The organism is Streptomyces chartreusis NRRL 3882 (genome assembly GCF_900236475.1).
GTDB classification, from domain to species: Bacteria; Actinomycetota; Actinomycetes; order Streptomycetales; family Streptomycetaceae; genus Streptomyces; species Streptomyces chartreusis_D.
In genome coordinates this window covers 311,062-328,739 of the sequence record NZ_LT963352.1, presented here as the reverse complement: position 1 = coordinate 328,739, position 17,678 = coordinate 311,062, and the positions used below count along the sequence as shown (strand labels likewise).

General features: G+C 72.6%; 14 protein-coding genes. 7 read left to right on the top strand and 7 right to left on the bottom strand.

Annotation, left to right across the window (positions count from 1 at the left end; all coding sequences use genetic code 11):
* Positions 1-105: 105 nt before the first annotated feature.
* The 4 genes from SCNRRL3882_RS01475 to SCNRRL3882_RS01460 form a co-directional block, all read right to left on the bottom strand.
* Complete coding sequence (locus SCNRRL3882_RS01475) at positions 106-1,770, bottom strand: alkaline phosphatase D family protein (RefSeq protein WP_010033560.1); 1,665 nt, start codon at positions 1,768-1,770, stop codon at positions 106-108.
* 159 nt (positions 1,771-1,929) lie between these two features.
* Entirely contained in the window at positions 1,930-2,697 is a 768-nt protein-coding gene (locus SCNRRL3882_RS01470; protein WP_010033563.1) for a metallophosphoesterase family protein, read from the bottom strand.
* The gene (locus SCNRRL3882_RS01465) at positions 2,694-2,981 is read right to left on the bottom strand and encodes a BON domain-containing protein (RefSeq protein ID WP_010033568.1); all 288 of its coding nucleotides are present in this window, start codon (positions 2,979-2,981) and stop codon (positions 2,694-2,696) included. Before SCNRRL3882_RS01465 ends, SCNRRL3882_RS01470 begins: the two co-directional genes overlap by 4 nt.
* Before the next feature lie 26 nt (positions 2,982-3,007).
* Complete coding sequence (locus tag SCNRRL3882_RS01460; RefSeq protein WP_010033570.1) at positions 3,008-3,685, bottom strand: nucleotidyltransferase family protein; 678 nt, start codon at positions 3,683-3,685, stop codon at positions 3,008-3,010.
* Positions 3,686-3,983: 298 nt separating this feature from the next.
* Between SCNRRL3882_RS01460 and SCNRRL3882_RS01455 the strand changes: the two genes are divergently transcribed.
* From SCNRRL3882_RS01455 to SCNRRL3882_RS01445, 3 genes are all read left to right on the top strand, one after another.
* Positions 3,984-4,205: a hypothetical protein gene (locus SCNRRL3882_RS01455; RefSeq protein WP_010033573.1), complete on the top strand. Its 222-nt coding sequence runs from the start codon at positions 3,984-3,986 to the stop codon at positions 4,203-4,205.
* Between the two features lie 107 nt (positions 4,206-4,312).
* A complete protein-coding gene (locus SCNRRL3882_RS40975) occupies positions 4,313-4,885 on the top strand; it encodes a hypothetical protein (RefSeq protein ID WP_040902491.1) in 573 nt (190 codons plus the stop codon).
* A gap of 16 nt (positions 4,886-4,901) precedes the next feature.
* Positions 4,902-9,236, top strand: a complete 4,335-nt coding sequence (locus SCNRRL3882_RS01445; RefSeq protein ID WP_010033578.1) for a cation-translocating P-type ATPase — start codon at positions 4,902-4,904, stop codon at positions 9,234-9,236.
* A gap of 74 nt (positions 9,237-9,310) precedes the next feature.
* Here SCNRRL3882_RS01445 and SCNRRL3882_RS01440 read toward each other — a convergent pair whose 3' ends face one another.
* Positions 9,311-9,760, bottom strand: coding sequence for an SRPBCC family protein (locus tag SCNRRL3882_RS01440; RefSeq protein ID WP_010033581.1), 450 nt, complete (start codon positions 9,758-9,760; stop codon positions 9,311-9,313).
* A 95-nt stretch (positions 9,761-9,855) separates the two neighbouring features.
* Here SCNRRL3882_RS01440 and SCNRRL3882_RS01435 point away from each other — a divergent pair, with 95 nt between their 5' ends.
* Positions 9,856-10,308: a flavodoxin family protein gene (locus SCNRRL3882_RS01435; RefSeq protein ID WP_010033583.1), complete on the top strand. Its 453-nt coding sequence runs from the start codon at positions 9,856-9,858 to the stop codon at positions 10,306-10,308.
* Positions 10,309-10,313: 5 nt separating this feature from the next.
* Here SCNRRL3882_RS01435 and SCNRRL3882_RS01430 read toward each other — a convergent pair whose 3' ends face one another.
* On the bottom strand, positions 10,314-11,420 hold the full coding sequence (locus tag SCNRRL3882_RS01430; protein ID WP_078602725.1) for a YihY/virulence factor BrkB family protein: 1,107 nt from the start codon (positions 11,418-11,420) through the stop codon (positions 10,314-10,316).
* A gap of 97 nt (positions 11,421-11,517) precedes the next feature.
* On the opposite strand from SCNRRL3882_RS01430, the gene SCNRRL3882_RS01425 reads away from it, so the two are divergent.
* The 3 genes from SCNRRL3882_RS01425 (at position 11,518) to SCNRRL3882_RS01415 (ending at position 15,399) form a co-directional block, all read left to right on the top strand.
* On the top strand, positions 11,518-12,150 hold the full coding sequence (locus tag SCNRRL3882_RS01425) for a GNAT family N-acetyltransferase (protein WP_010033586.1): 633 nt from the start codon (positions 11,518-11,520) through the stop codon (positions 12,148-12,150).
* Between the two features lie 304 nt (positions 12,151-12,454).
* Positions 12,455-14,467, top strand: a complete 2,013-nt coding sequence (locus SCNRRL3882_RS01420) for a DUF1996 domain-containing protein (protein WP_010033587.1) — start codon at positions 12,455-12,457, stop codon at positions 14,465-14,467.
* Positions 14,468-14,649: 182 nt separating this feature from the next.
* A complete protein-coding gene (locus SCNRRL3882_RS01415; RefSeq protein WP_202458299.1) occupies positions 14,650-15,399 on the top strand; it encodes a sulfite exporter TauE/SafE family protein in 750 nt (249 codons plus the stop codon).
* A gap of 10 nt (positions 15,400-15,409) precedes the next feature.
* Here SCNRRL3882_RS01415 and SCNRRL3882_RS01410 read toward each other — a convergent pair whose 3' ends face one another.
* Positions 15,410-17,647: an MMPL family transporter gene (locus tag SCNRRL3882_RS01410; protein WP_010033589.1), complete on the bottom strand. Its 2,238-nt coding sequence runs from the start codon at positions 17,645-17,647 to the stop codon at positions 15,410-15,412.
* Between the last annotated feature and the right edge of the window lie 31 nt (positions 17,648-17,678).

Genomic DNA, 17,678 nt, shown 5'->3' with positions numbered 1-17,678 from the left:
ATAGGCCTTGCCGGAACGGTCCGGAGTGATGTCCCGGGCCGCCGCGTTTCGCGCTTTGGAGCGGGGATGGGGCGCCAAGTGCAGTAGGTGCGGACGTGACGCGGGTCAGGCGGACTTCAGGCCGGGTGAGCCCACCTCCGTGACGAAGGACGCAGCCGTCGAGACGGCGGCCCCGGGGGTCGTGATGGCCGAGACGGTCCGGAAGTCGGCCTGGGCGTTCTCGCGGCCCAGCGCGACCCGGACGTAGCCGCGCCGGCCGTCGAAGAACTTCATGTGCGGGTTGGCCTTCATGTACGTGTCCCACTCGGTGGGCTTCTGGGCGCCGTTCCCGCCGCTGGCGATGGAGGTGCAGGTGAACTCCGTGCCCACCGTCCTGGACGCCGGGTCGTCGAAGTCGTCCTTGATGTCGAAGGCGTACCCGACGTGGACGTCGCCGGTGAGGACCATCCAGTTGTCGACGCCCGCGGCCTTCGCGCCCGCCATGACGCGGTTGCGGGAGGCGCGGTAGCCGTCCCAGGCGTCCATGGAGACCCGGGCCGGCGCGGTCAGGTCGAACCTGCGCTGGGAGAAGCACACCTGCTGGGGCATCACGTGCCACAGCGCGGTGGAGTTCCGCCAGCCGTCCAGCAGCCAGCGTTCCTGCGCGGCGCCGGTCAGGGTGCGGGCCGGATCGTCGGACTCGGGGCCCGGCGCGTGCGGCCGGTCGGCGTAGGCCTGGTCGGAGCGGTACTGGCGGGTGTCGAGGATGTCGAACTGGGCGAGCGAGCCCCAGGTCAGCCTGCGGTACAACCGGGCGTCGGGCCCCTGCGGAAGCTGCCCGGCACGCAGCGGCTGGTGCTCCCAGTACGCCCGGTAGGCGGCGGCACGCCGCACCAGGAACTGCTCGGGAGGACCGCCCTTCTCGTCGACGGCGCCCGCGTAGTTGTTCTCGGTCTCGTGGTCGTCCCAGGTGACGACGAACGGGTGCCGGGCGTGCGCGGCCTGCAGGTCCGGGTCGCTCTTGTAGAGCGCGTAGCGCAGCCGGTAGTCCGCCAGTGTGGTGGTCTCGCGGTTGAACACGTCGGGCAGCTTGCGGTCGGTGTAGCGGCGGTCCCCGCCGGCCGAGTCCACCGGGTACTCGTACAGGTAGTCGCCGAGGTGGAAGACCATGTCGACGTCCTCCTGCGCCAGATGACGGTGGGCGGTGTAGTAGCCGTCCTGGTAGGCCTGGCAGGCGACGGCGGCCAGGCGCAGGCTGTCCGCGTCGCTGCCCTCGGCCGGCGCCGTCCGGGTGCGGCCGACGGGGCTGATCCAGGTGCCCGCCCGGAACCGGTAGTAGTAGTGGCTGTCCGGCATCATGCCCTTGACGTCGACGTGGACGCTGTGGGCGTACTCGGGGTGGGCCGTGGCGGCCCCCTGGTGCACGACGAGGGCGAACCACTCGTCCAAGGCCACCTCCCACTGGACGACGACCCGCTGCTGGCCCAGGCCGCCGTCCTCCGCGAACGGCTCGGGAGCGAGCCGGGTCCAGATCAGCACCGAGTCGGGCAGCGGGTCCCCGGATGCCACGCCCAGGGTGAACGGGTCGTCCGTGATCCGTGCCGCGTCGAGCTCGGGGGCGGCCGTGGCGCCGCGGGCCGGCCGGTTGGTGGAGAAGGCGAGCAGCGCGGCCGCCGTGGTGACGGTCAGGAAACGGCGGCGGGCGACGTGCGGTGCCGCGGTGCGCAGTACGGCGTCGTGCGGGGAGAAAGCATGCTCGGACGGTGGTCTTTGACGGCCCGTCAGCGCCATCTGGTGTCCTCTCGAACGGCGGAGCAAGCATGCTAAGCAGACAAAATGCCTGAAAAGGGCACGACTTGCGGGGCGTTCACACCAGAGGCGGTACGGGGAGCGGCTCGTGACGTCAGACCGCCGCCGGCGTCGGCCGGCGGCGGTGGGGGACTCGGCTGTCTAGCGGGCGGCGTGTGCGGCGGCGGCCTTGGTGGCCGCATGGTCGCGGACGGGCAGATGGTAGATGTGGAAGGCCCGCCCGATGACCGGCTGGGCGACGTTGCGCACCCGCACACCGCCGCTCGTCATGCCGTGTTCCGTGCCGGCGTGCGCATGCCCGTGCACCGCGAGGTCGGCACCGGCGGTGTCGATCGCCTCGGCCAGCAGATAGCTGCCCAGGAACGGATAGATCTCCAGCGGCTCGCCCGCCAGCGTGTCCGGGACGGGGGAGAAGTGCGTCAGGGCGATCCGCGCGTCACAGCCCTCCTCGCCCAACTGCTCCAGGGACGTCCGCAGGCCGTCGGCGCACCGGCGCGAGTACCTGACGAACTCCTTCATGACCGGCTCGCCGAACTCCCCGGCGCAGCGGCCGACGAAGCCGCCGCCGAACCCCTTGGTTCCGGCCACGCCGATCCGTGCCCCGCCGCTCGTCACGACCGTCCCCTGCCCCTCCAGGACATGGGCGCCGGCGTCCCGGAGGACGGCCGTGACCTCGTCGGGCCGGTCGTCGTGATGGTCGTGGTTGCCCAGCACGGCGACCACCGGCACCCCGAGGTCCTCGATCTCCCGGGCCACCACCCGGGCCTCCTCGGGAGTGCCGTGCCGGGTCAGGTCCCCGGCCAGCAGCAGCAGATCGGCGCACTCGGGCAGGGTCTCGAAGGCGGGACGGAGCAGGCCCTGATCGTCGGGCCCCAGGTGGATGTCTCCGACGGCTGCGATGCGGATCATGCGAGTTCCTCCGCGTGGTCGGGGGAGGACGTCTCGGTGACCACGAGGTCGCTGTGCACCGGGACCCCGGCGAGTTCCTCGTGGACGGTGCGCAGAATCTCCTCGCGGCAGGGCGCCGAGGGCACGGTGCCGGTGAGCAGCACCGTCTGGCCGCGGGCCTCGACCCGGACGCCCAGTTCACCGAGCTCACCGGAGGCGAGGCGGTCCTGGAGGTGGGCGATCCGGTAGTCCAGGTTCTGCGCCGGCTCCCCGCCGCCCGTGTGCTGTGAGCCGTGGGTACTCATGGATGTTCCTTCCGCATCGGATGCGATCAGATGACGTTCAGGCGCTCCAGCAGGAAGAAGAAGGCGGCGGGCATGGGCGCGTCCCCGCACTCGCGCCGCACCCGCTCCCAGTCGACCTTCTCGCGCAGGGCACGCGCGATGGGCAGGGCCGCGCCGAAGTCGCAGTGGTGCTCGGAGAACGCGGCGATCAGGCTCCACAGCAGGTCGGTCGGGGCCAGCACGGGCATGCGCACCGAGTCGACCGAGACCTCCTCCGCCCGCTCCAGCATGTCCGCGCCGACCGGCTGGTGCGCCAGCTCGAAGATGATGTCCACCGGCTGGCCGAAGCACGTGGCCTTGATCAGCCAGTCCTCCGGCGGGCTGTAGACCGTCAGCCCGGCCTCGCGGAGTGTGGCCGCCACCGCGTCCGCGTCCTCGGGGCGGATGGCGAAGTCGACGTCGTGCTGGAGGTTCTTCTCACCGCCGTGGGCGTAGGCGGCCACGCTCCCGGCCAGCGCGAACAGGTGCCCCTTGCGTTTCAGCACGGCACCGACCTGCTTGGCCGCCTCCAGGATCGCCTGGTTGCGGTCCAGGGGCAGCTCCTGCGGCGGCTCGTCGGCCTGCGGGTCCTGTGGTGGCGCGGGCTCGGGCTGGTCCGGGGACAGCCGGAAATCGGGGATTCCCGGTCGCCGGACGAGCGTCGCGTCATCACCGTTCTGCGTCATGACCACTCCATTCGCCGAACCGGGCACCCGCCGTCGCGCGTGCCCGGACCCGTGACGGCCTGCGTGCCTGCTCTGAGTACCCGGAGCCGTCACGCCGACACGGGAGGCCCTCGGCGAGGCGCAGCGTGTTCGTCGCGCAGTGCACCTCTCCGCCGGCCAGGTGCGACCAGGCGAAGGTCCCCACCCCGTGCACGCCTGGGGCGGCCCGGGCGGACCACGCTCCGGTGGCACGCCGTGTCCGCCCTGGTGACGCTGGCATGGCACCGGCACCCCCTCCCCGCACGAAGGAGCACCCGCCATGAAGAAGCCGCCGTACACCCTCCTCACCGCCCTGGCCGCGGTGGCGCTCGCCGCGCCCGCGCACGCCGCGGCCCGCCCGACGGACGTCACCGCGAGCCAGTGCATCGCCGGTGGCGGCGTGATCGTCATCACCGCCGTGGGTGACGGATCCCAGTCGTACACCAAGCGCTGCGTGGGCGGCGTCCACGACGGCGAGACCGTCCTGCGCAACCTCGGCTGAGACCCCGGCCGAACAAGACAAGCGCTCGCTCCCGCAAAGGCGGAATATGGGTCACAGAGCTGGGAAACCGGTTGAAGCCGCTGGACAACGCGCTTGTGGAGGTCGCCATGAACCAGGAGACATCACGTTCCGATCTTCCGCAGCCGTTGCGGGCCGTCGCCTCCGGACTGAGGCATCTGCCGGGTGCGGACCAGGTGGGCAAGGTGGCCGGGGACGCCCTGGACCGGATCGGCGCGGTGTCGCCGCGCGGCCGCCGCATGGCCGTCTACGCCGGTGCCGGAGTGCTCGGCGTGGCCGGAGTGGTGGAGTGGCCGGTGGCGCTGACCGGCGCGGCCGTCGCCTGGTTGACCCAGCCGAAGCCCGGACAGCGACCCGACGGCACGTCGGGGAACGGCGGCACGCAGGTCGCCGGGGCCCGTGAAGGCCGCACCGGTGTCCAGGACAGGCCGGACGACCAGGGCACGTCCTCGTACGGCCCCGGTGACAAGCTGGCCTCGTCCCACTACCGGCACGACCGGCCGGAACACCACGTCCACGAACAGCCCGCGAAGGTGGGCGACACCGCCACGGCCTCGGCGCTGAAGCAGGTCGCCGAGGCCACCGCGCACGGCCCGCACGGCGAGGAGCCGGACCGGGAGCAGGCCCACCGGCACGGACACGACAGCCGGCCCACCGGCTGAGTCGGGACAGCAGGAGATGCTCACACGCTTCGACGTCGCCCCGCTCGTCGGGGCCATGGCCGGGGCGGCGGCAGGCGCCGCCCGCAGCACCGCCCAGGGCGTGACGTCCGTCTACGACACCACGCGGCGCGTGCGCAACGTCGCGCGCAACGCTCTGTCCGGCGGGCAGCACTGGACGGCGGGGCAGCGCGTCCACATCGCCCTGCGGCGGTCCGACGGGGAGATCGGCGGCATCGCCCGCAAGGTCGCCGGGGAACTGCTCGACCACCCGGACGTCATCGCGGCGTACTGGGACGAGGGACTGTCCCGCCTGGTGATCACCGTGGCCGAGGACGCCGTCACCGACCGCGTCAGCGAGCGGGCCACCGCGCTCGCCACCCGCCTCGGCCTGACCGAGGGCGCCGACCCGGAGGCCGAGGAGGCCACCCACCCCGGCGATCCCGGCGAGGTGCGCGCGACCGCGGCGGCGATCCTGCTGGACGCCGCCGGCGCCGCCGGTGCCCTCGCCGGCCGGTCCCTGCGCCTGCCGCCCACCTCACGCATCGTCACCGCCACCGTCACACTGCTGCGGGAGAACCCCCGCTTCCGGGCCCTGCTCCGGAAGCGGTTCGGCACCCACGGCATGGAACTCGTCCTCGCCGCCGCCAACGCCGCCGCACACGGCGTCGGCCAGACCCCGCTGGCGCTCGTGCTCGACGGTGTGCTGCGCGGCACCCAGCTGACCGAGGCGGTGGCCAGGGCCGCGGCCTTCGAGGCACTGCACGACGACATCTGCCACGAACAGCGCACCAGTCTGCCCTACCCCTCGGACACCCGGCCGCCGCTCAAGGTGACGCCCGCCCAGGAGTACGCCTCCCACGCCAGCACCGGCAGCCTCGCCGGCGCCGCCGCCACCCTCCTCGTCACACACTCCGCGAGGGAAGCGGCCGAAGCCGTCCTCGCCGGATCCCCGAAGGCGGCCCGGTACGGACCGGCCGCCTTCGGCGCGACCCTCGGCACCTTCCTCGCCAGGGCCGGGATCCTCGTGCGCAGCGGGGAGCGCCTGCGCCAGCTGGAGATCGCCGACGCCCTCGTCCTGCACGCCGACGCCCTGCGCAGCCGGCGGCAGGACGGACGCGACTCCGACGGGCTGCCCGACGACCCGGTCCACCCCTTCGCGGAGGCCGTCCTCGACGCCGCCCGCCGGGCAGGGCTGCACGTCGTGATCGCCGGCGGCTCCGACCTGAGGGACATCACCCGGCTCGCCGACGAGGTCGCCCCGAGCGCCAAGCCGTTCGGCGACGTCGTACGGGCCCTCCAGGACGACGGGCACGTCGTGGTGACCGTCGCCCGCCTGGCGGAGTCCGGCGACGGGCACGTGGCGGCCGGACTGCCCGCCGGCGACGTGGCCATCGCCCTCACCGACGGCCGCGCGGCCGTCTCCTGGGGCGCCGACGCGCTGGCCCCGGGCGGACTAGCCGACGTCTGGCGGCTGCTGACGGCGATTCCCGCGGCCAGGCGCGTCGGACGCCGCTCGCAGACCCTGGCCCGCGCGGGGGCGGCCCTCTCGGGGCTCCTGGTGGCACGAGGCGGACAGCCCCCGGGCCGCCGGCTGCTGTGGCCCCTCACCCGGCACGCCCCCGTCAACATCGCCGCCGCGAACGCCCTGCTCGCGGGCTGGATCGAAGCCACCCGGGTGGCCCGGGCCACCCCGCCCCCGCCCCGGCTGCACATCCCCTGGCACGCCCTGGAACCCCACGAGGCCCGTGCCCGGCTGGGGCGCACCGACGGCGACGGCGAGCCCACCGGACTCGCCCTCCTCGCCGACCGCTCGCGGCAACACGCCGCTCGCGTCGGCCGCCACCCGGCCATGGCCCCCGTCCGCTGGACATGGCAGGCCGCCGGCGCCGTACGCCGAGAACTCGACGATCCGCTCACTCCCGTCCTCGCCACGGGCGCCGTCGCCTCGGCGCTGCTCGGCTCGCTCGTCGACGCGCTGCTGGTCGTCGGCGCCATGGACCTCAACGCCGTGACCGGCGGACTCCAGCGGCTGCGTGCCGAACAGGCACTGGCCCGGCTGGCCGCCCGGCAGCAGCCCAAGGCCCGCAAGCGGGACGGCCGCAGGGACACCGTCACCGTCGACGCCGCCCGGCTGCGACCCGGCGACGAGATCACCCTCGGCGCCGGCGACGTCGTGCCCGCCGACGCCCGGCTGCTCGACGTCGACGGTCTCGAGGTCGACGAGTCGGCGCTCACCGGCGAGTCCCTGCCGGTCACCAAGGCCGTCGAGGCCACCCCCGGCCTGCCGGTGGCCCAGCGCACCTGCATGGTGTTCGAGGGCACCACCGTCGTGGCCGGACGCGCCACCGCGCTGGTCGTCGACACCGGCGACCAGACCGAGGCCGGCCGGGCCGTCACGCTCGCCGCCCGCACCCCGCCGCCCGCCGGCGTACAGGCGCGGCTCCAGGAACTGACCCGCAAGGCACTGCCGGTGACCTTCACCGGTGGCGCCGCCGTGACCGGGCTGTCCCTGCTGCGCGGCAGCCCCGTACGACGCGCCGTCAGCGGCGGTGTCGCGGTCGCGGTCGCCGCCGTACCGGAGGGACTCCCGCTCGTCGCGACGGTCGCGCAGATGGCCGCCGCCCGCCGGCTGTCCCGGCGCGGCGTCCTGGTCCGCACCCCGCGCACCCTGGAGGCGCTCGGGCGGGTCGACACCGTCTGCTTCGACAAGACCGGCACCCTCACCGAGAACAAACTGCGTCTGGTCCGCGTCGCCACCGCCGACGGCACCGTCCTGCCCGTGGAGTCCGAACAGGCCGTACCGATCCTGCGCCTGGCCGCCCGCGCCTGCCCGCAGGAGGAGACGGGACAGGGCCGCCGCGTCGCCCACGCCACCGACGAGGCCGTCCTCGACGTCGCGCCGCCCGACCAGGGCTGGACACCGACCGGCGAGCTGCCCTTCGAGGCACGGCGGGGCTACGCCGCGGCGGTCGGCCGCGACGGCGACCCGGACTTCGGCGAACTCCTCGTCGTCAAGGGCGCCCCGGAGACGATCCTGCCCGCCTGCCGGGACCTCCCCGACGGCACGACCGACACGGCCCACGAACTGGCGGGACAGGGCCTGCGCGTCCTCGCCGTCGCCCGGCGCCCTTGCCGGGCCGGCGACGCCGACGCCGAACTCGACGCGCCGCTCGCGGACCTGGAGTTCAGCGGGTTCGTGGCCCTCGCCGACGTCCCCCGCGACACCTCGCACGCCCTGCTCGCGTCACTGCGCCGCTCCGGCATCCTGCCCGTCATGCTCACCGGCGACCACCCGGAGACCGCCCGCGCCATCGCCCTGCAACTGGGCTGGCCGGAGGAGACCGAAGTCGTGACCGGCGACGAACTCGTCGCCATGGAACGCCGCGAACGCGTCCGGGTGCTGCGCGGAGCGGGCGTCATCGCCCGGGTCGCACCCGAGCAGAAGCTGCACGTCGTGGAGGCCCTGCAGCAGGCCGGACGGGTCGTGGCGATGGCCGGCGACGGCGCCAACGACGCCGCCGCCATCCGGGCCGCCGACGTCGGAGTCGGCGTCGAGGCCCGCGGCTCCGCCGCCGCGCGCAACGCCGCCGACCTCGTGCTCACCTCCGGCGACCTGTCCGTCCTGGTGGACGCGGTCGCCGAGGGCCGTGCCCTGTGGCGCAGCGTCGCCGACGCGGTGAGCATCCTCATCGGCGGCAACGCCGGCGAGGTCGGCTTCAGTGTCCTGGGCACCCTGCTGGCCGGCGCCTCGCCCCTGTCGACGCGTCAGCTGCTGCTGGTCAACCTGCTCACCGACATGTTCCCGGCCATGGCGGTGGCGGTCACGCCGAGCGACGACCCCTCGACGGCGGAGCACGCCGCGACCGGCCCGATGGGCCTCGACGTACTCGGCACGCCGCTGCTGCGCTCCATCCGGCGCCGGGGCGTCACCACCTGCCTCGGCGCGGTCACGGCGTACCTCATCGGCCGCCTCACCCCCGGCACCGAACGACGGTCCACCACCATGGCCCTGTGCGGTGTGGTCGGCGCCCAGCTCGTGCAGACCCTCTCCGGCCGGCGCCACAGCCCGCTGGTATGGGTCACGGCCCTCGGCTCCGCCGCCGTACTCGCCGCCCTCGTCCAGACGCCCGGCGTCAGCCACTTCTTCGGCTGCACCCCGCTGGGCCCCGTGGGCTGGGCCGGCGTGGCCCTGGCCATCGCCCTCTCGGCCCTGGCCCCGCGCCTGGAACACCTCCCGGCGGTCCACGCCCTCTACGACGCCGCGGCACGACTCGCCCTGCGCCTCAACGACCTGAGCCGGCAGGCCCGGGAACGGCTTCAGAGCGGGACGGCCCGGCCGGCGCCGGCGTAGTGGACGACGTAGTGGACGACAAGGGACGGCCGCCACCACATGTGATGTGGTGGCGGCCGCCCTTTTCCGCCGGATCAGACCTCGCCGCGCCAGGCCCCGGTCTCCGTCCCACGGGCCTCCATGAACTGCTTGAACCGCCGCAGATCACCGGAGACCTGCCGCTTCACGAACCCGAGCTTGTCGCCCACGGTCTCGGCCACGCCGCTGGGGTCGAAGTCCATCTGGAGCATGACCTTGGTCGTGTCGTCCTGGATGCGGTGGAAGGTGACGACACCGGCCTGCCTGGCCTCGCCGTTCACGGTGGTCCAGGCGACGCGCTCGTCGGGGATCTGTTCGGTGATCTCCGCGTCGAACTCCCGCTCCTGGCCGCCGACCTTCGTCACCCAGTGCGTCAGGGTGTCGGTGCGCTGCTCGATGCGCTCCACGCCGTCCATGAACTGGGGGAAGTCCTCGAACTGCGTCCACTGGTTGTACGCGGTGTGCACCGGGACGCGGACCTCGATGGATTCCTCTACCTGTGACAAGGCGGTACCTCCCTTTCTCGTACGGAGAGCGAGGGACGGGTACCAGTTCTCGCGCCGGACACTCATGGTCGTCACGACTTGTAAGGTCGGGGGACGTGGCCACCTTGCTGATCGTCCATCACACGCCCTCGCCCAACTGCCAGGCGATGTTCGAAGCCGTCGTCTCCGGGGCGACGGACCCCGAGATCGAGGATGTCCGGGTCGTCCGCGTGCCCGCGCTGTCCGCCACCGTCTCCGACGTCCTCGCCGCCGACGGCTACCTCCTCGGCACCCCCGCGAACCTCGGCTACATGTCCGGGGCCCTCAAGCACTTCTTCGACCAGGTCTACTACCCCTGCCTCGACGCGACCCGCGGCCGGTCCTTCGGGTACTACGTCCACGGCGGGAACGACGTCACCGGAGCCGTGCGGGGCATCGAGTCGATCACGACGGGCCTCGGCTGGCGCCGAGCCGCCGCGGCCGTGACCGTGACCGGTGAGCCCGGCAAGGACGACATCGGGAAGTGCTGGGAACTGGGTGCGACGGTCGCCGCCGGGCTCATGGGCTGAACGGATCAGGTCTCTTCCATGCGGCGCCGGTCCTGTTCGTCCCACGCACGGGTGTCACGCGGCTGCGTGTACGGCTCGGCCTCGGGTGGATGACCACCGGCGATGGCCCGCTGCCGGACCGTCTCCGCGTCGAACTCCAGGCCCAGCAGGATCGCCAGGTTGGTGATCCACAGCCACACCAGGAAGACGATGACGCCGGCCATCGTGCCGTAGGTCTTGTTGTACGAGGCGAAGTTGGCCACGTAGACCGCGAAGCCGGCCGACGCGACCAGCCAGATCAGCAGGGCCAGCAGACTGCCCGGCGTGATCCAGCGGAACCCCTTCACCTTGGCGTTCGGGGTCGCCCAGTACAGGATCGCGATCATGATCGTGACGAGCACCACGAGGGCGGGCCACTTCGCGATCGACCACACCGTCAGCGCGGTGTCCCCGATCCCGAGCGTGGTTCCGGCCTGCCGGGCCAGCCCGCCCGTGAAGACCACGATCAGCGCGCTGATCACGGCCAGCACCATCAGCACGACCGTCACGGCCACCCGCACCGGCAGCAGCTTCCACACCGGCCGGCCCTCGGGCATGTCGTAGACGGCGTTGGCGGAGCGGATGAACGCCCCCACGTAGCCGGAGGCCGACCACACCGCGAGGACGAGACCGACGATCGCCATCAGCGAGCCGATGCCGGCGTTGCCCTGCAACTGCTCGACGGCCCGGGTGATGATGTCGCGGGCCGGGCCGGGGGCGAACTTCTGGACGTTGTCGAGCACCTTGTCCGTGGTCGACCTGCCGGTGATGCCGAGCAGCGAGACCAGCACCAGCAGCGCCGGGAACAGCGCCAGCACCCCGTAGTACGTGAGCGCGGCGGCCCGGTCGGTCAGCTCGTCGTCCTTGAACTCCCGCAGGCTCCCCTTCAGCACCGCGCCCCACGACTTCCTGGGGAGTTCACTCGGGCTGTCGGGCGCGGCCCGCTCCACTTCGGGCCCCGGACCGGGCTCCTGCTCCGGCCGTGGACCGGGCCGTTCCGCGGCCGGATCGGGAGCCCGGCCGGTGGCGTGGTCCTGAGGCGGAGCCTCGCTCGCGTGATGTTCTTTTCGTCCCGGTATATGCAGCTTCACCATGGGGGCCGGGTAACCCCGAGCCGCGCTGTTAAGCCGCCCTCGGCAAGCTCCGCGAATCGGGTTGAGGGAGCGCTCCCAGCGCGTGCAGGATGCGGCCATGACCAAGCTCCCCGCCATCCGCCCGTACCGCCCCGAGGACCGTCCGGCCCTCGACGACATCTGCGTCCGCACCGCGCACAGCGGCCAGGACAGCCGCCCCCACTACACGGACCCGGGCATCTTCCCGGTCACCTTCGCGGCCCCGTACGTCCATCTGGAGCCGGACCTGGCCTTCGTGCTGGACGACGGGCGGGGACGGGCCGTCGGCTACATCCTCGGCACGGCGGACACCGCGCGCTTCGCCGAGGCGTTCCGCGCCACCTGGCTGCCGCTGGTCGCCGACCGCTACCCGAAGCCGCCGCAGCCGCCGCGCACTGCGGACGAGGCGATGGCGGGACTGCTGCACGACCCCGAGCGGATGGTGCTGCCCGAACTCGCCGCCTACCCCGCGCACCTGCACATCGACCTCCTGCCCGACTGGCAGGGGCGCGGCCACGGCCGCCGCCTGATGCGGACGTTCCTGGCGGCCCTCCAGGGCAGGGGAGTGCCGGCCGTCCACCTGTCCATGGCGACCGCCAACACCCGGGCCAGGACCTTCTACGACCGCATGGGCTTCCACGAGCTCGACGTCCCCGAGCCCGGCTCGGCCACCTACCTCGGCCGCACCACGAAGGAACTCCACCGGCTCTGAGGAACCTTTCGTCGAACGCATCGAATCCGCCAGGGGGCAGCGGAAGCGGCGCAATCGCACGTTGCGCCCCGCCACCCAGCCGCTGACGTTCGGGTGTTTCGCGGCTTCATGAGAGTTCTCCGAAAATTTTCGAGACACGTGAACGGGCCGGTGCTCCGGTACGTATGGGGCGAGGGGATTTTCATGCCCGGTACGCCACAAGCGCAGGAGAGCACCCTTGGGACGCAACACGCGAAGACGCCCTACCGGCCCACGACGCGCGACCTTCGCCGCATTCGCACTGATCCTCGGCGGAGGCGGCCTGATGGCCGCGAACGTCTACGCCTCCGCGACCGACGGCGGTTCGAGCGGTGACTCCGCCCAGACGCGGTCCGGCACGGGGGTCCGGACCGCGGGCTCCACGATCGACTGCCCGGACGTCGGGAGCAAGCTGACGTCCGTTCCCGAGCAGGCCCGGGGGGAGGTCGACAAGGAACTCGCCCTCCTGGACGAGCAGATCGCCAAGGCCTACCAGCGGCTGAGCGAGTCCGCGCAGCAGCTGCGGCAGGACTCCGGCTTCGCCGACAACGCGATCATGGACCCGCTGAAGGACAAGCGGGCCGCGACCCTCGAACGCATCGCGATCGCCATCGACCGGGTGGGGGACCGCCCCGAAGGGCTCGAGGCCCTCGCCGCCTGCACCGTACGGGACTCCGGCAACCAGGCCCCCGCGCCGGGCGGAAGCCAGGGCGGCGACGGCGGCCAGCAGCCCGGCCAGGAGCAGGGGCAGGGCGGCCAGGGCCAGGGCGACGGCCAAGGGCAGGGCGGTCAGGGCGGCAACGGCGGACAGGCGGGCAACGGCCCCGTCGCCGCCGACTTCGCGCCCATCACCAGCGTCCAGCCCAGCGCCGACGGCCCCCGCCAGGGGACGAAAGCCTCCCGGGGCTCCTTCGCCACCGACTGCGGCGTGAACGAGAACGGCCTGTTCAACTCCGACAACATCATCGCCGCCCCCGGCGTCACCAACGGCGCCCACCACTTCCACGACTACGTCGGGAACCAGGCCAACAACGCCTTCGCCAGCGACCAGGATCTCGCGAACGCCGAGACGAGCTGCGTCGACCAGGGCGACAAGTCCTCCTACTACTGGCCCGTGCTGCGCCTCCAGAACGGCTCCCGGGAACAGGACGCCAACTCGCCCGGCGGCGGTATCGAGGGCAACGCCGGCGAGATCATCACGCCGAAGCAGGTCACGCTGACCTTCGTGGGCAACCCGCGTGGCAAGGTCACCGTCATGCCGCGGCTGCTGCGCATCATCACCGGTGATGCCAAGTCGTTCGTCAACGGCCCGGCCAACGCCAACGCCTCCTGGAGCTGTACGGGCTTCGAGGACCGGCAGCTGAAGGACAAGTACCCGCTGTGCCCGCAGGGCAGCGACGTGGTGCGCACGTTCAAGTTCCAGAGCTGCTGGGACGGCCGCAACATCGACAGCGCCAACCACCGAACGCACGTGGCGTTCACGGACGCCGCCGGCAACTGCCCGGCCGGCTTCCGGCCCATTCCGCAGCTGGTCCAGCGCATCGTCTACGACGTCGACGCGCCGAGCCTGGAGGACGGCGGACGTACGACACCGCTGTTCGCGGTCGACTCCTTCCCGGAGCAACTGCACAAGCCGGTCACGGACCACGGCGACTTCATCAACGTCTTCGACGAGGACCTGATGCGGGAGATGGCCGATTGCATCAACGACGGCCGCGAGTGCGGCGCCGGAGTGGGAGCCGAGCCGGGTGACAACCCGGAGGAGGAGCCGCAGGAGCAGCCGACGAAGACTCCCGAGGCCCCGCAGGAGCAGCCCACCCGCACCCCGGACGCCCCGCAGGGCGGCAACGCCGGCGGAAAGCCCGGCGACACGGGTGACGGCGATGGCGGGAAGGGCGACGGCGGCGGGAAGGGCGAGGCCGCCAAGCCGCCGGCGACGAACGAGCCGGCCCCCGAGCCGGAGCAGCCGGAGCAGGGCGGCTCGCCCACTGCCGCGCCGGGCACCGACGAACCGGAGGTGTTCGCGACGCCCACGCCCGAAGGCGGCACGGCGAACGCCGGTGAGCAGGGCGGCTCCAAGGACGACACCGGTGAGGACACGGACGGCCTCGGCCAGTCCCAGGCCGTCGGAACGGCGACCAGCGCCGCCCCCACCCCGTCGCTCCCGTCCCGGACCGAGCCCCAGGCTGTCGGCAGCGGCGGCCTCGCCGACACCGGCGCCCAGCTCTGGCCGGCCGCGGCGGGCGCCGTCCTGGTCATCGCGGGCTTCGTCGTCCTCCGCCGCGTCAGGCGAGGCTGAGAGACTCACGCGGCACGACGACGGGTGAACGGCGGCGGGATCCGGCCCGGGTCCCGCCGCCGTTCCCCGTGCCCGGTCATCCGCCACCCTTCGACGGCCGCCGAACTGCCCACCCTCTAGCGTGATCCCATGAACCTCACCAGGAACGCCGGACGCGGAGCGGTGCGGTGACGCCGGGCGAGATGGCGGCCGTGTTCGCCGCCGGTACGGGCGCGGGCGCCGTCAACGCCGTCGTCGGCTCGGGAACGCTGATCACCTTCCCGGTCCTGCTCGCCACCGGCCTGCCCCCGGTCACCGCCACGGTGTCCAACGGGCTCGGTCTCGTCCCCGGCTCCATCAGCGCGGCCATCGGCTACCGCGAGGAACTCCGCGGGCAGCGACGCCGCGTCCTGCTGCTCGCCATCGGTGCCGCACTGGGCGGCCTCGCGGGCGCCGTCCTCCTGCTGACCCTGCCGGAATCGGCCTTCGAGCGGATCGTGCCGGTCCTCGTGAGCCTCGCCCTCGTCCTGGTCGCCTGCCAGCCGCTGATCTCCCGCAGGGTGCGCCGCCGTCGCCCGGCAGGCGGTCCCACCCGTCGGGACGGCGGCCCGCTGCTGTTCACCGGCCTGACGCTCGCCAGCGTCTACGGCGGCTACTTCTCCGCCGCGCAGGGCATCATCTACGTCTCCCTGATGGGCATGCTGCTCGACGACACCCTCCAGCGGCTCAACGCCGTCAAGAACGTCCTGGCCGCCGTCGTCAACACCGTCGCCGCGGTGCTCTTCCTCTTCTTCGCGGAGTTCGACTGGACGGCCGTCCTGCTCATCGCCGTGGGTTCGGCACTGGGCGGTCTGATCGGGGCCAGGACGGGCCGCCGCTTCAGCCCCGCCGTCCTGCGCACCCTGATCGTGTCGGTCGGCACCGTCGCCCTCGTGCACCTGGTGCTCCACTGACACCCGCCGGCTACGCCCGTCCCCCCTCGGCGTCGATGTGCGGCAGCACCCGCTCCAGCCACCGCGGAGACCACCAGGCGTGCCGCCCCAGCAACGTCATCACGGCCGGCACCATGAGCAGGCGTACGACGGTGGCGTCGACGAGCACGCTGACGGCCAGCCCCAGCCCGAGCATCTTGACCACGATGCTGTCGCTGACGATGAACGCCGCGAACACGCTCACCATGATCAGTGCGGCGCAGGTGATGACCCGGGCTGTGATCTCCAGGGCGTGCGCGACCGAGGCCTTGGCGTCCCCGGTGCGCAGCCACGCCTCGTGGACCCGGGACAGCAGGAAGATCTCGTAGTCCATGCTGAGGCCGAAGATGATGGCGAACATCATCATGGGCACGTAACTCTCGATGGGCACCGTGCCGTTGACGCCGAGGGCGGGACCGCCCCAGCCCCACTGGAACACCGCGACGACCACGCCGTACGAGGCGGTGATCGACAGCACGTTGAGGACGGCCGCCTTCACGGCGACGACCAGCCCCCGGAACACGGTCAGGATGATCACGAACGCCAGGGCCACCACGACGGCGATGATCACCGGCAGCCTGGAGGCGACGATGTCGCGGAAGTCGACCTGCGCCGCCGTCGTGCCGGTGACATAGCCCTTGGCGTCCGTGCCCTGGACGGCGTCCGGCAGCGTGTCGTCGACCAGACGGTTGGTCAGGTCCGTGGTGGTGGCGCTCTGCGGGGACCGGGTCGAGTAGACCGTGCCGATCAGGACGTCCCCGTCCTGCGTGGGTGTCAGGGGAGTGACGACCGAGGCGCCTTCGACCGAGTCGAGCGTTTTCTGGGCCTTCGAGGCCAGGTCGGAGCGCTGGGAGTCCGGTACGTCCGTCTGGTCGATGACGACGGTGAGCGGACCGTTGGACCCGGGCCCGAACGCGTCGGTCATCAGGTCGTAGGCCCGCCGGTCGGTGAAGGACGTCGGGTCGGCGCCGTCACCGATGTGGCCGAGCCGGATGGACAGCACCGGGATCGCCAGGACGACGATCACGGCGAGACCCGCCGCCAGGAACCACAGCGGCCTGCGCTCCACCCGCTGCGCGTACCGGTGCCAGGTGCCCTGCGGTGCGTCACCCGCCTCCGCGTCGGTCTCGGCGACGGGGCGGCGCACCCGGTAGCGGTCGATGTGCCGGCCGAGGAGCCCGAGCAGGGCCGGGACCAGGGTGAGCGCGCCGGCGACGGCCGAGACGACGGTGACGGCGGCGGCGAGCCCGAGCTTGGCGATGAACGAGACCCCGGACGCGGACAGGCCCGCCAGCGCGATGATCACCGTGCAGCCGGAGACCAGGACGGCGTGGCCGCTGGTGGCGGCGGCCTGCCCGGCGGCCCGTACCGGGTCCGCTCCGTCGAGGAGGTTCTGCCGGTGACGGGTGATCAGGAACAGGGCGTAGTCGATCCCGACCCCGAGGCCGATCATCGTGGCCAGGGTCGGTGAGACGGTCGCGAAGGTGAACGCGGCGGCCAGCAGCCCGAGGATCGCGAGACCGCCGACGACGCTGATCAGCGCGGTCAGCAGCGGGACGCCGGCGGCGATCACGCTCCCGAACCCGACCAGCAGCACGACGACGGCCACGCCGAAACCGATCAGCTCGCTCACCCGGTCGTCGGCGGCCGGCCGGGCGAGCTCACCGAGCGGCCCGCCGTACTCCACCTCCGCTCCGGCCGAACGCAACGGCTGTACGGCGTCGTCGACCCCGTGCAGATAGTCGTCACCGAGAGTCGACGGCTGCACGTCGAAGCGGACGGTGATGTAGGCCGTCTTCCCGTCGTCCGACAACGGCCCCACGTTCTGCTGCGACTGACCGGAGGACGAGCCCGAGGCGGAGAGCGGGTTCTGGGCCGACAGGACGTGCGGCAGCTTCTCCAGGTCGGCGACCGTGGTGGACATCTGGGAGCTCAGAGAGGTCAGCGACTGCCCGTCGTCGTGCAGCACGATCTGGCTGCTGTAGCCGCCGGCCTGCGGATCGTGCTTCTCGAGCACGTCCAGACCCTTCTGCGACTGCGCCTGGGGGAGGGTGAAGTTGTCGGAGTACGTGCCTCCGACCGAGCGGCTGACGACCTGGAGCGCCACCAGTGCCACGAGCCAGGCGACGACGACGATCACGAAGTGGCGCGCGCACCACTCGCCCAGCCTCCGCAGAAGACCCGCACGCGCGACCTTCTCGTCCCCTTCACCGGTGCGCGTGTGCGGCATGGACCTGGACTCCTGTGTGGGCCGGGCGTTC

Excerpts from the sequence above, each read along its gene's own strand:
- SCNRRL3882_RS01475 (WP_010033560.1), bottom strand. The coding sequence starts at position 1,770 with ATGGCGCTGACGGGCCGTCAAAGACCACCGTCCGAGCATGCTTTCTCC.
- SCNRRL3882_RS01470 (WP_010033563.1), bottom strand. The coding sequence starts at position 2,697 with ATGATCCGCATCGCAGCCGTCGGAGACATCCACCTGGGGCCCGACGAT.
- SCNRRL3882_RS01465 (WP_010033568.1), bottom strand. The coding sequence starts at position 2,981 with ATGAGTACCCACGGCTCACAGCACACGGGCGGCGGGGAGCCGGCGCAG.
- SCNRRL3882_RS01460 (WP_010033570.1), bottom strand. The coding sequence starts at position 3,685 with ATGACGCAGAACGGTGATGACGCGACGCTCGTCCGGCGACCGGGAATC.
- SCNRRL3882_RS01455 (WP_010033573.1), top strand. The coding sequence starts at position 3,984 with ATGAAGAAGCCGCCGTACACCCTCCTCACCGCCCTGGCCGCGGTGGCG.
- SCNRRL3882_RS40975 (WP_040902491.1), top strand. The coding sequence starts at position 4,313 with ATGAACCAGGAGACATCACGTTCCGATCTTCCGCAGCCGTTGCGGGCC.
- SCNRRL3882_RS01445 (WP_010033578.1), top strand. The coding sequence starts at position 4,902 with ATGCTCACACGCTTCGACGTCGCCCCGCTCGTCGGGGCCATGGCCGGG.
- SCNRRL3882_RS01430 (WP_078602725.1), bottom strand. The coding sequence starts at position 11,420 with ATGGTGAAGCTGCATATACCGGGACGAAAAGAACATCACGCGAGCGAG.
- SCNRRL3882_RS01425 (WP_010033586.1), top strand. The coding sequence starts at position 11,518 with ATGACCAAGCTCCCCGCCATCCGCCCGTACCGCCCCGAGGACCGTCCG.
- SCNRRL3882_RS01420 (WP_010033587.1), top strand. The coding sequence starts at position 12,455 with ATGGCCGCGAACGTCTACGCCTCCGCGACCGACGGCGGTTCGAGCGGT.
- SCNRRL3882_RS01415 (WP_202458299.1), top strand. The coding sequence starts at position 14,650 with ATGGCGGCCGTGTTCGCCGCCGGTACGGGCGCGGGCGCCGTCAACGCC.
- SCNRRL3882_RS01410 (WP_010033589.1), bottom strand. The coding sequence starts at position 17,647 with ATGCCGCACACGCGCACCGGTGAAGGGGACGAGAAGGTCGCGCGTGCG.